Source organism: Candidatus Manganitrophus morganii (genome assembly GCA_021651055.1).
In the GTDB taxonomy this organism is placed as follows: Bacteria; Nitrospirota; Nitrospiria; order SBBL01; family Manganitrophaceae; genus Manganitrophus; species Manganitrophus morganii.
The window spans coordinates 2,617,629-2,632,415 of sequence record JAJHOH010000001.1 but is presented as its reverse complement, the minus strand read 5'-3'; the positions used below and the strand labels follow the sequence as shown (position 1 = coordinate 2,632,415).

The window sequence follows — 14,787 nt, the reverse complement described above, 5'->3', positions numbered from 1 at the left end:
ACCACGTCTTTCACCTCGCCCCGGCTTGTAAACAAAAATGCGTTTCATTAAACTAAAATGAGTTATATAGATCGCATCCGACTTCCCAATCGATGGAGGGTTTGAAGATGGAAGATGGACAGGTGTTAAAACACATCGATGAGCTCGCAAAAGAGGAACACCAACTCTATTCCAACGAGAACTTGAGCGACGAGGAAATGAAACGCCTCAAAGAAGTCACCACGGAGTTGGACCAATGCTGGGACCTGCTGCGACAACGGCGCGGCCTGCGGGATGCCCAGGCCAATCCCGATACGGCGAAAGTGCGTTCCGCGAAGGTGGTTGAGAACCAACAGGGTTAACCTCGGGCGCCGCGAACGAATGAAAATCCACCTGATCGACGGCACCTACGAGCTCTTCCGAAACCACTTCGGCGCCCCGCCGAAGAAAGCTCCCGACGGCCAAGAGATCGGCGCCACCCTCGGTCTGGTAAGAAGTCTCCTCGCCCAGTCCCTCTCGCCAAGAGGCGGTCTTCCGTACGCGCTCCATTGCTGAAAGAGATTCGTTTTCCTCCGGAAACCTGCTAAAATGTGGCTTAAGAACTCACTGGAGAGGGCAATGAGCAAAATCGAACAGATTGAAAAAGAAATCCAAGCACTCACCCCGGAAGAGCTTGCGGCCTTCCGCAAGTGGTTCCTTGAATTCGATGCCGCAATTTGGGATCGGCAGATCGAAGAAGATGTGCGGACAGGAAAACTCGACACCTGGCGGATAAAGCACTGAAAGACTTTAAATCCGGGAGAGGCTCGGAGCTGTGAAGCACTTTGCTTCCCCTGATTTTTGGGCCTGCTATAAGGCGCTCCCCCAACCGGTTCAAGACCTCTCCACTTCAAACATAAGCGACACCAATGAAAATCCACCTGATCGACGGCACCTACGAGCTCTTCCGAAACCACTTCGGCGCCCCGCCGAAGAAAGCTCCCGACGGACGGGAGATCGGCGCGACCCTCGGCCTGGTAAGAAGCCTGGCCGCATTACTGGCCAGGCCGGAGGTGACCCACGTCGCCTGTGCCTTCGATCATGTCATCGAATCGTTCCGCAACGCGCTTTATCCCGGATACAAAACCTCCGCAGGGATCGATCCGGACCTCCTCGCCCAATTCCCCCTGGCCGAAGAGGCGGTCGCCGCCCTCGGCGTGGTCGTCTGGCCGATGGTGGAATTTGAGGCCGACGATGCGTTGGCCGCCGCCGCGATGAAGTGGAAGAACGACCCCGCCGTCGAACAGATCATCATTGGCTCGCCCGACAAAGACCTGACGCAATTGGTCTCCGGCAATCGGATCGTCTGCTGGGACCGGCGGCGAGATATCATGTTGGATGCGCCGGGGGTGATGGAGAAGTTCGGCGTGAGTCCTCAGTCGATTCCCGACTGGCTGGCGCTGGTGGGAGATGCCGCCGACGGCTATCCCGGCATTCCGGGCTGGGGGGCCAAGTCCGCATCGGCCGTGCTGGCGCGTTATGAACATCTGGAATCGATCCCGAACGACCCGAGTCAATTCGGGCTCGGCCCCGGCCGCGCCGCCCGCCTGGCGGAGAGCCTGGCCGCCCACCGGGAAGAGGCGCTCCTCTACCGGAAGCTCGCGACGCTGCGCGAAGACGTTCCGCTTGCGGAGAAGTTGGATGATTTAGAATGGCAAGGCGCCCGGAGCCGGCTTAAAGAAATGTGTGAGACGTGGGGTGTGACAGATCTTCCAAAGCGGATCTCCCGCTGGAGTTTAGATAATTAGGAATCTGAAAATTAGGAATTAGGAATTTGAAATCCAAGAGCAAAGAGCCCACGCGTCGAGGGCGTCCTGTGCCCCCCATTCTCCTGCGTTCTTCTGTCCAGACGTTTCATCGACCAAATCAGGTCACCATTGTTTGAAGCACAATCCACGGTGCTCTTCCGTGCGTTGTGCGAGTTGTGACCGTGGGGGGTGCTGGGGGGCGGCAGCCCCCGCTGCCCTGGGAATCCGAAGGGGGGTGGGCACGCACCCCCCGCGGCGGGGGTGTGGGGCGAGGAGCCCCACGACTTTGATCCTCGCAGATGAATCTTGGAGCAAAGCCCCATTCTAATTCTTTACTCCTGTCGCCGGCGTAGAAGCCGAACGTTATCTGTGCGCAACGAAATAGGGGTTCTTTCCCCCGGCATGGTCGGTAACATCCAAAACATCGACGATTTCAGGAACCGCCTTCTTGATAGCGACGATTACCCCCTGCTTAAGCGTCACCTCCGCACTCCCGCACCCATGACACCCTCCCCCCAAACGAAGATAGGCGACATGGTCGCGCACACCGACCAGGGTGATCACCCCGCCGTGGCTCGCGACCGACGGATTGATCTCCGTGTTCAAGAGGTGCTGGATCGCCTTGGCCTCCGGGTTGTCTAAATCGGCGGTCGGCTCCGGCAATGCCCCCTTCGGATTCTCCACTTTAAAACCGGTCTGGTCGAGCGTGGTGACAAAGTCGATTTTCACATCTTCCAGAAACGAGGCGTCCCGCGGCTCCATAAAAAAGGCGAGGCCGTCGGCCTCCGACACGACATCGTCTTCCTTCCGCTTGCCCGCTTCTACGAAAGCGAGGCTGTATTCGGTCTTCGCCGCCCCCCCCTTCATCGTCAGGCGAAGCCCCTCAATCTTTGTCTTCTTTTGCGTCTCCTGGTCCTTCGTCAGCGCGTCGATCTTCTTCCTGGCCGCTTCGGTCACTTGAATCATTGGACAGTCCTCCTTAATGTAGCCGGATCATAGCATACCTCTGTGGGGATGTTCCGTAAAATTGTGAGGTTAGGTTGAGGCAAACTAAAACCACGTCGTGGGGTGGAACCCCGCGACGTTGGATTCAAGCAGGGGGGCTTGGACCGGTTCACTCTCCACTTTTCTTCTCCTCCTCCCCCCACTCCCGCAACCGCGCCACATTCCGCTCCCAATAATGATCACCGAGCCATCCCACCCCCAACTGATCGCTGTAAGTGGTATGCAACCCCAAGATCCAAAGATGCCGCACCTTCACCATCGCAGGCAACGCCGCGCGTTCCGCCTCCGAGAGGGGCCGGACCGTTTCATAACCCTGCAAAACATCGGTCCAGGTCGTGCCCATCTCCGGCCGAAGCTTCGTCGACCAGAGAAAGTTCGCCAGGTCGTAAACGCGCCAGCCGTACCCGCACATGTCAAAGTCGAAAAAGGTGAGCCGATTCTCCGAAGAGAAGAAGTGGTTCCCCCCATGAAAATCCCCTCCGATAATGCCGTAGAACGGCGCCGATCGGGGCAGACCCCGCAGGGTCTCTTTTAAAGAGGGAGCGAGCCCGCGGAAGAACGCGACCGCCTCCGGCCGGCGGCCTTCGAGAAAGGTGTCGATGCGCGCCAGCGGCGCGTCGATGAGCCAGTCGGTGTCTTGATGAAAGCGGCGTTGCTTTGGCTGAAAACGGTCGGAGGCCAGATGAATCCGGGCGATCCCTTCGCCGAAAAGACGGCTTTGCCCGGCATTCATCGGATGCACAACGCAGCCGGGGGCAAAGCTGAAGAGCGCATAATAACGCTCCCCCTCCGGGGCGTCGAGGCGGCCGAGAAGATCCCCATTCCGCCGTGGGATCGGATAAGTCACCGGCAGGCCCTGTTCGTGCAGATAGGCCAGCCACTCCAGTTCGAAACGGTAGTCGGACTCCTTCGTCAGCCAGTACTTTCCGCGGCGGTAGATGCGGAAGACAAAGTTCGTCTCACCCGCCGTCAGCAGATAGTGGTTATTGTCGGTGTCGCTGAGCAGCCGGCCGGTCGGCAGAGCACCGAGGTCGTACTCCCGTGCAGCGATCTTTGCGACCTCCGCCGCCGCGATGACAGAATGGGTCACCCGCATCCGTTTCTCCTGAAAGGGGAACGAAAATAAAAAACCCAGAGATTTTAAAATCTCCGGGTTCCATGATCCGGATCCGCATTCCGCATTGCCTCTGTCGGTTCCTCATTGGTCATTTCTCCGCGCTTTCTGCGGAGAAAGCGGAATCTGGACGGAAAGGGTGGTTCCTTTGCCCGGCTCTCCTTGAATCGACACCGTCCCCCCCCAGAGGAGCGCCCGCTCCCGGATGCCGAGCAATCCGAGCGATTTCGAATTGACGATCTGCCCCTCGGTGATCCCCTTTCCGTTATCGCCGACCTCCAGAAGGAGGTGATCTCCCCTTTTCTCCAGCCGGACGTCGATCTCATCGGCGCCGGCGTGCCGGACGATGTTCGTGAGGGTTTCCTGAAAGATCCGAAAGACGGTCGTCGAGCGGTCCCGGTCGAGGGTGATCTCCTCCGGCCGGGCGGTGAACCGGCAGCGCATTCCGGTCCGGCTCTTGAAATCCTCGACCTGCCATTCCATCGCCGCCGTCAACCCCAGATCATCGAGGACCACCGGCCGCATCTCCGTCGAGATCTTCCGGACGGTTTGAATCGTTGCGTCGACCAGATTGACCATCGATTGGGTCCGCTCCCGGAGCGGTTTCTGATTTCGAGACAATTGCTTCTTCAACCAGGAGAGATCCATTTTCAGAATCGTCAGCTGTTGCCCCAGCTCGTCGTGGATCTCGCGGGAGATCCGCGTCCGCTCCTCCTCCAGGATCGTCTGGAGCCGCGCGGAGAGATCCCGCAGTTGCTGCCGAGAGTTCTTCAGCGCCTCTTCCGCCCGCTTTCGCTCGGTGATCTCGACGAAGGTGACGATGGCGCCGGAAAGTTTTCCGTTGTCCGGATCTCTCATCGGAATGGCGCTGTAGATCGCCCAGGAGGTGTTCCCGTCGGGACGGCGGACGCCGATGATCACACCCGGCTGGGGCCGCCCCGTCGCCATGCATTTCGAAACGGGGTAGTCCTTGCTCTCGCACGGGGTGCCGTCTTCCCAAATGGTTTTGGTGTCGAAATCGGCGACGTATAAATTCTTCAGCGCGTCGAACCGGAGGCCCAAAATCTCCTGGGCCTTCTCATTGGCCATGCAAATCGTCCCGTCGGCCGCCACCTGGACGATCCCGGCCGAGACCCCCTCGATCATCCGGCGGTTGAGCTCGCTGCTTTCCAAAAGGGCCCGTTCCGTCCGCTTCTGCGCCGTCATATCGGTGGCGATGACCAGGGCCGATTCCACTTTTCCGCCCCGCTGGATCGGGAAGATCCGGGTGAGCCAATGGGTGGGGCCGACGGCAACCATCTCCACGCTCTGGGGCTCTCCGGAATCGAACATCTTTTCCAGCAGCCGCTGAAACCGCGCTGCATCCTCCGGCGTGTGATAGTCCGAGGCGTTCGTCCCGATCACCCGCTCGACCGTATATTGGGGCAGCGTACGGTTGATAAATAAGATCGTACCGCGGCGATCCAGATTCGAGATGACGTCGGGAGAATTCTGAAGGAGGGCGCGATAGTGATGTCCCGACCGGTGGACGGCCGGCCTGTTTCGCTTTCGGGGGGCCGGCGCCGAAGCGGCCGATTTTTTTTCTTTCTTAGGCATGAGGAAAGAGCCCTTTCGGTTTCATCTCTGTCCGTTGCTCTTTAATAAAACCTGCGGGATGGGAGTGGTTTCTCGGATTCAGCGGGAGAGGGAAGCCGGACAGAGAGCCGAACGAACACCGGGCGAGCAAAACGGTCGTACCGGGTCACAAAAGCGGAGATCAAGCCGCTTCAGTGCACATCGCTGCGGACTTTATCATATCGTTTGGAAATATTCAAACGCCCCCCCGCTCCTCCGCCGCCCGCGCCGCCCGCTGCCCCTCCTCCACCTTGACGAACGACAAAAGAATCCCCCCCGCCACGAAAAAGAGAACGATCAACAAAATCGCGTTGCGGGTCGAGCCGGTCGCCCAGATCGAAAAGGCGAAGACGGCCGGGCCGGCGATCCCGGCGAACTTTTCGAAAATGCCGAAGAAGCCGAAGAACTCGGCCGATTTGTGGCGCGGAATCATGCTGGCGAAAAGAGAGCGGCTCAACGCCTGAGCCCCCCCTTGAACGGTGCCGACGAGGATCGCCAGGAGCATGAAGTGGAAGGCGGTGGTCATGAAATAGCCGAGCACCGTGATGCCGGCATAGACCGTCAGCGCCAGAAAGATCGCCCGCTTCGCGCCGATTTTTCCGGCGAGCGCGCCGAAGAGAAACGCGAAGGGAATGCCGACGAACTGCGTGATCAGGAGGGCCAGGATCAGCGCCCCCTGGGAGATGCCGATCTCCGCGCCGTAGATGGTGGCCATCCGGATGATCGTCTGGATGCCGTCGTTGTAGATCATGAAGGCGATCATCATCAGGAAAGCCTGCTTGTAGCCGCGCAGATGACGGAGGGTCTCCCGCAGGCGTCCCAAAGCGATCGCCGCCCAATGGCCCGCCCGGGGTGGCCCCGCCTCCGTCCGCGCGGCCGGTTCCGGCACCCGCCGGAAGAGCGGAAAAGAAAAGAGGAGCCACCAGATCGCAACGCTGAGGAAAGAGAGCCGGGTGGCGGTTCCGGCGTCGGGAATCCCGAAACGCTCGGGCATCTGGATGCAGGCCAGATTGATCGCCAACAGCAGCCCCCCGCCGAGGTAGCCGAGGGCATACCCCGCGGCGGAGACGCGGTCCATCTCCTCATCGCGCGCGATGTGGGGGAGGAGCGAATCGTAGAAAACGTAGCTGCCGGCCGCCCCGATGTTGCCGAGGACGAACAGTACCGCCGCGAGGAGCCAGTCGCCCCGCTGGATGAAGACCATACAGGCGGTGGCGACCACCCCCAGGGCGGCGAACGCGCCGAGCATCTTTTTCTTGAGGGCGGCGTAGTCGGCGAGGGTGCCGAGAAGGGGCGAGGCGACCGCGATGAGGATCAGTCCGAATGTAGTGGCGAGGGCGAAGCGGGTGGTCGCGCCGGCCGGATCGAGATCGGCCCCCGCGACCCGCTGAAAGTAGATCGGAAAAACCGCCGCGACGATGGTGGTGGTAAAGGCCGAGCTCGCCCAATCATACATGGCCCAGGCCCGCAGCTCGGAACGGTCCAGCCCCAGGCGCCGGAGCAATTTCGCGATCACGCTTCTTTTTTTCCTCCCAACCCTTTGGATAAAACGGCCCCGACAACCGGCCGGGGGGTCGATCTCATGCCGAAGCGTCCACTATACCATCAGAGAGGGTCCGCTCACTATAGGGATCTACATTTTAAAATGGAGGGCAGGAAGGACCAGATCAAGAGAGGGGTAGAGGCGGCGTTTAGGCCGCCTTTTTCCCTTTGAGTTGATCTTTCACCGACTCCCGGCTGACGAGCTTATTGAAGGTGCTCGGCTCCCCGTCGGCTTTTTTCTCCTGATAAAGGAAGGCCAGCCCCTTCTCTTCGAGCTTTTGGAAAAACTCCGGCCACGAAATATTCTCCAACTCCGCCTCGGCCCCGCCGGGAAAGTTGATCCGTAAGATATCGGTCCCCTTCACTACCGCCGGTTTTCCCCCGCGCGCCTCCGCCCACCGGCGGATCTCCTCGGGGTCGGTGGTCACTTTCGATTCCGTTTCCGCTGCCATGGCATCCTCCTCGATTAAATCTGTTTTAGTTCATCTTAGCGCCCCTCCGGAACGAGCCGCAATTAGACCCAATGGAGTAGATTACTTACGAATGAAGCACGATGGATGAGGAAACGGTGGGGAAATTGACAAATCGTGCGTCACGATATACTCTGTCATTTGATGCGCGGCGATCTGAATTGATAGAATAGAAGAAGCTTTCCAAGGCATTATTTTAGGAGGACCGAATGATAGAATCTTTGCTTCCGGGGATGACGATCCTGAAGAACAACCTTCATCCCCTGATGATCCACTTCCCCATCGCCTTCTTTGTCGGGGCGCTGGCGATGGAAGCGATGGCGGTGTTCCGGGATGAGAAATTCCACTTCGCCGCAACCTGGATGCTCTACCTCGGAACGATTTCGGCGTTAATCGCCCTGCCGACCGGCTTCATCGCGGGGGAACTGGCGGCGCAGAACGACCCGCGCGGCCACAGCGCCCCCGGCCATGAACTGATCCATGTGCACCGGGACTGGATGGTCGCCACCACCGGGGTCGGGATTCTTCTTACCATCTATCTTTTCTGGATCAACGGATGGGGAAAGTGGCGCTCGCAACGGTGGGCCTTCCTCTTCGGGCTGATGATTCTGTCCGCCCTCGTCGCCATGGGAGCCGACCGCGGCGGCCGGCTGGTTTTCGAATTCGGCACCGGGATCAACCCCGAAGTCCTCGCCAAGCCGACGGAAGAAGAGGCCCACGAGGACGACGGCCATTCGCATTAGCCTGTTGGCTCTGACTCTTAATTCCTAATTCCAGATTCCTCATTGTCTGTTGCCTCTCCCCGCGCCACATAGACCGCCGCCGCCAGATCTCCCGTGACGTTGAGGGTGGTCCGGCACATATCGAGCAACCGGTCGACCCCCAAGATCAAACCGAGCCCCTCCAACGGAATGCCGAACATCCCCAAGATCATCGCAATCACCGGAAGCGACCCGGCCGGCACCCCGGCTGTTCCGATCCCCCCCAGCACGGCGATCAACATGATCAGCGCCTGCTGCGACAGATCGAGCGGCACGTCGAAGAGCTGCGCGAGAAAAAGGACCGTCACCCCCTCGAAGAGGGCGGTGCCGTTCTGATTCATCGCCGACCCCGCGGTGAGAACGAACCGGCTGACATGTCGGGGGAGCTTCAAATCTTCTTCGGCGACCTTCAGCGCGGTCGGGAGGGTGGCGCTGGAAGAGGCGGTGGCGAAGGCGGTGATCATCGCCGGCCGGATATCCCGAAAGAAAGCGCGGGGCGACCGCCCCCCCAAGAAGCGGACGGAGAGGGAATAGACGACGAACATGTGGAGCGAGAGGGCCAGCAACACCACCCCGACATACGCCGAGAGGGGACGGAGGAGATCGACCCCCAGCCGGGCGGTCATCGTAAAGAGAAGGGCGCCGACGCCGAACGGCGCCAGCTTGAGAACGCCGTGGATCAGGGTAAGGCTGACGTCGTAGAGCCCCTCGATCGTTTCCCGAAGCCGAGCCCCCCCTTTCGTCTCGGTCATCGACAGGGCGATCCCAAAGAGGAGCGAGAAGAGGATCACCCCGATCATCTCTCCTTCGGCCGCCGCCCGGATCGGGTTGTCGGGAAACATCGAAACGATCAGCGCGATCCCCGACCGCTCCGGCGGCTTTGCGGCGAACGGTGCCGTCCCCGACGCGGCGAGGGCGCGGAGCGACGCCGGGACCCCTTCCCCCGGGCGGATCAGATTGACCAGCCCCATCCCGATCGCCACCGCGATCAGAGAAACAACGACCGTATACGCCAACGTCCGGACGCCGATCCGCCCCAGCCGCAGCAGGTCCAGCCCCCCGATGCCGACCACCAGCGCCGAGAAAAGCATCGGAATGACCAACATAAAAAGAAGCCGAAGAAAAATCTGTCCCACGGGGAGGACGATCTGGTTCACCAGCGGGTCGAACCACGGCGCTCCTTCCCCCAACCACCGCGCCGCGATGCCAAGGAGCGTCCCGGCCAAAAGACCGATCAGAATCGGGGCGCTCGGGTTCGAATGTTTCCTTTTTTCTCGTGTCATCCCGAAACTCATACACTGTGGCGGCGATCAAGCCGCCGAAGCAGCCCAAAAAACGTCGCACAAGAGGTGAAGCCCAAAAGCAAAACGGCGCGCGGATCGGCTCCCCTTTAAGACGGCTCTCCCTGACGGGTCTTCTCCAGCAACCGCTCCGCCTCCTGCCAGCGTTGAACCGCCGGAGGGAGATCGGGCGAGGGGTGGGTGACGCCGACCGCTTTCAACACATCGGCGATCGGGACATTCCCGTTCCGGCCCCGGAACAAGCCCTTCACCAATCCGATCGCGATCAGCTCTCCGTTGCGCTCGAAGCGCTGCTCGACAAAAAACCACTTCTCATCCCAGCCGACGACCCGGCTCTTTAACCGATACTTTTGGAACGGATTCAGCGGGCGGAAGTAACGGATGAGGGCCGAGGCGACGATCGGCTGCCATCGGAATCGGACGACCGTTCTCCCCAGCGGGGTCCGCGCGATCAGATCGAGCCGGCCGAGATCCATCACCGTCAAAAATCGGCCGTTGTTCATATGGGCGTTGATGTCGAGATCGGTCGGCCAGACCCGCAACGTCAAAACCGAGGTGTCGAGCGGTTTTAAAGAAGGCCGGAAGAAACTGCCGAACAAAATGGCGACCAAACGGATAAACAGATTCATAAGGATGCTGCGGAAAATCCTCTTCTCGGGGGGCCGTTCATTCTGCTCCCGGCCGGCCCCCCGCATCCGGCGTGAACGGTAAACCGGAGCCGAATTCCATGAGAGGATATAATACTCCCGGAGGAAGGGAGAGTCAAAGAGAGAGGACCCATCATTCCCCGGTGACGCAGGGCACATTTTCGCCTCCTACTCGAACGAGGGATAAAAAGGCAAGCGAATTTTCATCTCTCGGTCGCGCAACGCCGGCGCGGGGTTGATTTTTATTCTTCAGAACCTTCATACTTAATATGAGTCATCCACTGTGGCAATACTCACTTCATATTGGAATGTACCGATTTCAAATCGACCGACAAGTCGTTCTTGGAAGCTTCGATAAGGAGGAAACGGATGGTTGCTGTTCTCGTTGTCATCGCTTTGGTGCTCTTGATTGTCTTTTTGGCTCAGCGGGTGTGAGAGGCCGTTCAAACGCGCCCATTTCAAAAAAAAAGGAGGAACGGATGAGTGCGATCGGTATTCTGGCGGTGGTTGCTTTGGTGCTGGTGATTATCTACTTGGCTCAGCGGGTATAAGCGAGCTCCCCGTCCCTGACGCGGTCAGGGACGGGCAAAGAATAAAAGGAAATAAATCGAAGGCACCCCCGGGGAAGATTCGATGCAGATTGAGGCGCACCAGCTGAAAAAGATCTATCATAGCGAAAAGGGGCTTCACGCCGCCAGCTTTAGCGTAGAAAAGGGGGAGCTTATTGCGGTGGTCGGCCACAACGGCGCCGGCAAATCGACTCTTTTGAAAATCTTGGCCAACTGGATTGTCCCCGATAGCGGGCATGTCTTGGTGAACGGAGTCGATCTGAAAAACAGGCGGGCGTTGGCCAGAACAATCGGTTTTGTCCCGGAGACGCCGAACCTCTTCGATCTCTTTTCCGTCGAATACAATCTCAAACTCTTTGCCCGGCTTTTTCAAATTCCCTTTTCACGCATCGACGAAACGTTGAAGGAATTTAATTTGCGCTCCTTCCGTCGGCATAAAGTCGCGGAACTGTCGAGGGGGCTCAAGCAACGGGTCAGCATCGGGCGCTCCCTTTTACCCGATCCGCCGGTGCTCCTTTTCGACGAGCCGACCTCCGGCCTTGATTTTGAAATGACGAAAGAGATTTACAAGCTTCTGATGCAGCTTCATGCCTCCGGGAAAACCATCCTTTTTACCTCTCATCGGCCGGAAGAGATTCAAACCCTCGCCACACGGATAATGGTGCTGCACCAAGGGGGGGTCGTCTTCGATGGGTCGCCCCAGAAGTACTTTCAATCCAACATTCATCAGAACCTCTACGCATGATCAGAAATATCATCACGCTGACCTCAAATGATCTGGCGATTGCATTGAAGAACAAGACCCTCTACCTGATCCTCTTTATTCCTCTGTTTGTTTTCTTCACCTTGCAACTCGTCGATCAGACCGATGCCGGCTTTCAAAAAATAAAAATCGGGCTGATTGAAAAAGAAACCGATTCCTCCGCCATCATCAAAAGTATCCAATCCGCCGATCAGACATTCGAGATCTTCCGGTTTGCCGATGAAGCGGAAGGAAAAGGGTGGCTCAAAGAAAAAAAAGGGGACGGCCTTTTAATCCCGTCCGAGAAAGAGCCCCCCCGTTTGGAGCTGATCGTTTTGACAAAGGCCTCTTTCCAAACGCTCGCCATTGTCGAAAGCGTTTCCGCGTTGCAAAATGCCGTCGAGGGAAATCGCGAACATTGGATTTCCGAGATTCGGCCGCTTCAGGAAAGCGCGGTCCAAAAGCAGACACTGTCGACTTGGGTCTTGATGCTGGTCTTGCTGGTGGGTTTTATTATCTTGCCGGCGCAAGTCGCCGAAGAAAAAGAGAAGAAACTCCTCTTGGGGCTTCTGCAGACGCCGGTCCGGGAAACGGAGTGGCTGGCGGCGAAGTTATTTTTAGGGATGATTTTAATCTGCACCGGCGTGCTCTTCCTCCATCTGCTCGGAAGATTCGGTTTCGATCTGGGAGGGGGCTTCAGTTATGCGGCCTTTCTGATCGCCGGGAGTTTCTGCTTCAGCGCCTTTGGAATTTTTGTCGGTTTTTTATGCCGCAACCAGGCGAGCGCCCGGACGCTCGGGGTTCTCGTCTATCTGCCGCACCTCCTCCCTTCCGCGCTCTCCGATTTTTCGCAAAAACTCACGGCGGTGGCGCCCCTTCTCCCCTCCTACTGGTTTTATGAGCCGATCCGGTCGATCCTTTTGGAGGGGAACCGGTTCTCGAATTTCGCCCCGGAATGGGCCTACTTGTTTTTGGTCGGACTGGCCGCCTCTTTTTTCTCTTATTCGTTGATGAAAAAGCGGTGGCTGATGTAACCCAATGCGGGAGCGCGCCGGCTCAAGGGGTTTCGGAAAGCCCGAAGAAATAAAAGAGATAAATATCGCGGTGCGGAACGTCCTTCCGATTTACGATCGTCCGGAGAGGGTTTCCTTCGGCATCTTGGTAGACGAGGATGACGTGCGACTCCCCTTTGGTCGTTTCGCTGTACCAGAGGGGGATGGAAAAGTTCCCGCCACTGCGAAGGCGAAAGCTCCTGCTGAAAGCGGCAATTCCGGCGGCATCGATCTTCGCGGTGATGGAAAGCTCTCCTTCGGGAACCACCGCTCCCCCGGCCGTTTCGACCTCTTCCACCAACACCGACCGCGCATAAGCGCGGATCGCCGAGGAAAGCGACACCTCCCCCAACGTTTCGACACGCACCGAAACCTTCTTACCTTCAACCAGATCGGTCTCTAAGGCAAGATTATGATCGAGCGCCGCCGCGATTCCCTTTTGGGCGGTCGATCCCATTCCGGAGGTCGGCTCGGTCGGGATCATCGTCGCACAACCAGCCGGGAGGAAGATCAGAAAAAAGAAAAGAACGATTCGAGGAGATCTCATTTAATCCACCGTCCGATTCGGCCCGATGATGTAAAACCAAAAACTCTCGCGAACCGAAACCCGCTCGAAGCGGTCGAACGTGGCAAGGAGGCGTCCTTCCTTCAGATCGTAGAGGGCGAAGTGGAAATCGGCCAGGCCGCGGGTAACCTCCGCGTAATAAATAAAAGGGAGATCGCGTCGGATGCGATCGACCCCGAACGCGCGGGCCCGGGCGGTCAGCCTCAGATCGGCGTCGGCCTCGGCGTCAACCACGCGAACCCCCTGGTCGAAGAGCTTCTCCGTCAACCAGGAATGGATAAACGCTTCCTCGGGACTGCGCTCCGTCAGTCGCTCGGTGAGGGTCACAACATCCAGGAAGACATTTTTTCCGGAATACCCGCTGAAATCGAGCCGATCGACCACCTTTCCAAGGGCCAACGTCTGTGTGAGCTGGGCGTTGGCCGAGATGCCGCTGACCGGCCCCTGATACCGCTCCGTCGCACAGGCGGAGAGGAAGAGGAGAAGAAAAACAACAAGAACCGGCGAAACCGCCTCTTTTAAATAGACGACCCTTTTCCCTTTGTGGAATATCCCCATCAATGCGATCCCTCCCGCGACATCGGCTTGCGATGGATAGTATACCATCTTAGGAAATTCCGTTCGGCAAAGTCAAATTTTCAAATCAACGGACGGCCATAACGATCTTGCCGGTGTGCCGGCCCGACTCCGTCGTAAAAATTCCGGAAACAACGGCCCCCGCTCCTCCCTCTCCTTGGCCGGTCCTCCCGCAAAACACCCCGTTTGTGGTGTTGCCCCTCGTTGAGGGATGAGGCAGACTGGGGATTGTAAACGATTGACCCGTCCACCCACTCAAAACAAGGAGGTCTGCTATGGAATCTGTGGCCTGGTTGACATCGGCGCTCTCCCCCTGGATCGGCTTTCTGTCCGTGGGAGTTTTCGCTCTGATTCCGGCCGTCTATTTTCTCTCCGTCGCGCGGCCGGCGCGCAAGCGCGTTCCGGTGATCTGTCCCGAAACGGGAGACCCGCTCCGGGTCGGGATGGAAATCAACATTTTCCGGAATCCCCGAAAAATCGGCAAAGGACTTGACGTCGTGAGCTGCCCGCTCTTTTGCAGCGAGGAGATCCTCTGCTCGAAAGAATGCCTGCTCGAGAGCAGACCGCAGCAGATCCACCGGAGGGCGGTCGAGCGGCACCTTAAAAAAACGGCGATGGTCGTCTCTTAACCCACGGAAAAGGAGTGGACAATGAAGGTGGCAGCGTTGGTCCTGATTTCTTTCATCCTTATCGGCGCCGGAACGGCCCACGGCAAAACGTATCTCCTCAAAACGGAGATGTCGGGCGAGTTCGCATTTATCGGAGAGGATGGAACCAAGAACCCGACCCTGGAGGTGTATGAGGGAGAGGTGGTCGAATTAATCATCGAAAACGGCGACGGGGCGCCGCATGTTTTGTCGATCCCCGAGCTGGCGGTGAAGTCGGCGCGGGTCGACACGGTGGGCGAACGGACGATCATCAAATTCGTCGCGAAGGAAGGAGCGTTCCCCTACTTCTGCCCTCTCCCCGGCCACCGAAGACTCGGCATGGAAGGGAAAATCATCTGCCGGCACAAAGAGGCGAAACGTCGGCCCGCTTGAAGCGGGCAACGTCTTCGCCCTTG

Annotated in this window: 18 protein-coding genes; 9 read left to right on the top strand and 9 right to left on the bottom strand. The window is 58.4% G+C overall.

The window, feature by feature from the left end; translation table 11 throughout:
• The first annotated feature begins 107 nt into the window (after positions 1 to 107).
• The 4 genes from MCM46_12190 to MCM46_12175 all read left to right on the top strand — a co-directional run bounded on the left by MCM46_12190 (position 108) and on the right by MCM46_12175 (position 1,766).
• Positions 108 to 341 (top strand): DUF2630 family protein, encoded by a 234-nt coding sequence (locus tag MCM46_12190; GenBank protein MCG3112565.1) that lies wholly within the window; start codon positions 108 to 110, stop codon positions 339 to 341.
• A gap of 19 nt (positions 342 to 360) precedes the next feature.
• On the top strand, positions 361 to 534 hold the full coding sequence (locus tag MCM46_12185) for a hypothetical protein (GenBank protein MCG3112564.1): 174 nt from the start codon (positions 361 to 363) through the stop codon (positions 532 to 534).
• A gap of 63 nt (positions 535 to 597) precedes the next feature.
• Positions 598 to 762 carry a hypothetical protein gene (locus tag MCM46_12180; protein ID MCG3112563.1) on the top strand — a complete coding sequence of 55 codons (165 nt, stop codon included), beginning with the start codon at positions 598 to 600 and terminating at the stop codon, positions 760 to 762.
• A gap of 125 nt (positions 763 to 887) precedes the next feature.
• Positions 888 to 1,766 (top strand): hypothetical protein, encoded by an 879-nt coding sequence (locus MCM46_12175; protein MCG3112562.1) that lies wholly within the window; start codon positions 888 to 890, stop codon positions 1,764 to 1,766.
• 363 nt (positions 1,767 to 2,129) lie between these two features.
• On the opposite strand, the gene MCM46_12170 is transcribed toward MCM46_12175, so the two are convergent.
• The 5 genes from MCM46_12170 to MCM46_12150 form a co-directional block, all read right to left on the bottom strand.
• Positions 2,130 to 2,732 (bottom strand): NifU family protein, encoded by a 603-nt coding sequence (locus MCM46_12170; protein ID MCG3112561.1) that lies wholly within the window; start codon positions 2,730 to 2,732, stop codon positions 2,130 to 2,132.
• 148 nt (positions 2,733 to 2,880) lie between these two features.
• On the bottom strand, positions 2,881 to 3,867 hold the full coding sequence (locus MCM46_12165; protein ID MCG3112560.1) for a phosphotransferase: 987 nt from the start codon (positions 3,865 to 3,867) through the stop codon (positions 2,881 to 2,883).
• A gap of 102 nt (positions 3,868 to 3,969) precedes the next feature.
• Positions 3,970 to 5,481, bottom strand: coding sequence for a PAS domain S-box protein (locus MCM46_12160; protein MCG3112559.1), 1,512 nt, complete (start codon positions 5,479 to 5,481; stop codon positions 3,970 to 3,972).
• 214 nt (positions 5,482 to 5,695) lie between these two features.
• The gene (locus MCM46_12155; protein MCG3112558.1) at positions 5,696 to 7,015 is read right to left on the bottom strand and encodes an MFS transporter; all 1,320 of its coding nucleotides are present in this window, start codon (positions 7,013 to 7,015) and stop codon (positions 5,696 to 5,698) included.
• Between the two features lie 175 nt (positions 7,016 to 7,190).
• Positions 7,191 to 7,493 carry a hypothetical protein gene (locus MCM46_12150; protein MCG3112557.1) on the bottom strand — a complete coding sequence of 101 codons (303 nt, stop codon included), beginning with the start codon at positions 7,491 to 7,493 and terminating at the stop codon, positions 7,191 to 7,193.
• A gap of 227 nt (positions 7,494 to 7,720) precedes the next feature.
• On the opposite strand from MCM46_12150, the gene MCM46_12145 reads away from it, so the two are divergent.
• Positions 7,721 to 8,254, top strand: coding sequence for a hypothetical protein (locus tag MCM46_12145; GenBank protein ID MCG3112556.1), 534 nt, complete (start codon positions 7,721 to 7,723; stop codon positions 8,252 to 8,254).
• A 17-nt stretch (positions 8,255 to 8,271) separates the two neighbouring features.
• Here MCM46_12145 and MCM46_12140 read toward each other — a convergent pair whose 3' ends face one another.
• Positions 8,272 to 9,555: a dicarboxylate/amino acid:cation symporter gene (locus MCM46_12140; GenBank protein ID MCG3112555.1), complete on the bottom strand. Its 1,284-nt coding sequence runs from the start codon at positions 9,553 to 9,555 to the stop codon at positions 8,272 to 8,274.
• Positions 9,556 to 9,662: 107 nt separating this feature from the next.
• Entirely contained in the window at positions 9,663 to 10,379 is a 717-nt protein-coding gene (locus tag MCM46_12135) for a thioesterase family protein (GenBank protein ID MCG3112554.1), read from the bottom strand.
• Positions 10,380 to 10,853: 474 nt separating this feature from the next.
• Between MCM46_12135 and MCM46_12130 the strand changes: the two genes are divergently transcribed.
• Positions 10,854 to 11,534 (top strand): ABC transporter ATP-binding protein, encoded by a 681-nt coding sequence (locus MCM46_12130; GenBank protein ID MCG3112553.1) that lies wholly within the window; start codon positions 10,854 to 10,856, stop codon positions 11,532 to 11,534.
• Complete coding sequence (locus tag MCM46_12125; protein MCG3112552.1) at positions 11,531 to 12,565, top strand: ABC transporter permease; 1,035 nt, start codon at positions 11,531 to 11,533, stop codon at positions 12,563 to 12,565. Before MCM46_12130 ends, MCM46_12125 begins: the two co-directional genes overlap by 4 nt.
• 22 nt (positions 12,566 to 12,587) lie before the next feature.
• Here MCM46_12125 and MCM46_12120 read toward each other — a convergent pair whose 3' ends face one another.
• Positions 12,588 to 13,130, bottom strand: coding sequence for a hypothetical protein (locus MCM46_12120; GenBank protein MCG3112551.1), 543 nt, complete (start codon positions 13,128 to 13,130; stop codon positions 12,588 to 12,590).
• The gene (locus MCM46_12115; protein ID MCG3112550.1) at positions 13,131 to 13,754 is read right to left on the bottom strand and encodes a hypothetical protein; all 624 of its coding nucleotides are present in this window, start codon (positions 13,752 to 13,754) and stop codon (positions 13,131 to 13,133) included.
• Between the two features lie 245 nt (positions 13,755 to 13,999).
• On the opposite strand from MCM46_12115, the gene MCM46_12110 reads away from it, so the two are divergent.
• Positions 14,000 to 14,353, top strand: coding sequence for a hypothetical protein (locus MCM46_12110; protein MCG3112549.1), 354 nt, complete (start codon positions 14,000 to 14,002; stop codon positions 14,351 to 14,353).
• 21 nt (positions 14,354 to 14,374) lie between these two features.
• Positions 14,375 to 14,764: a cupredoxin domain-containing protein gene (locus MCM46_12105; GenBank protein MCG3112548.1), complete on the top strand. Its 390-nt coding sequence runs from the start codon at positions 14,375 to 14,377 to the stop codon at positions 14,762 to 14,764.
• The last annotated feature ends 23 nt before the right edge of the window (positions 14,765 to 14,787 follow it).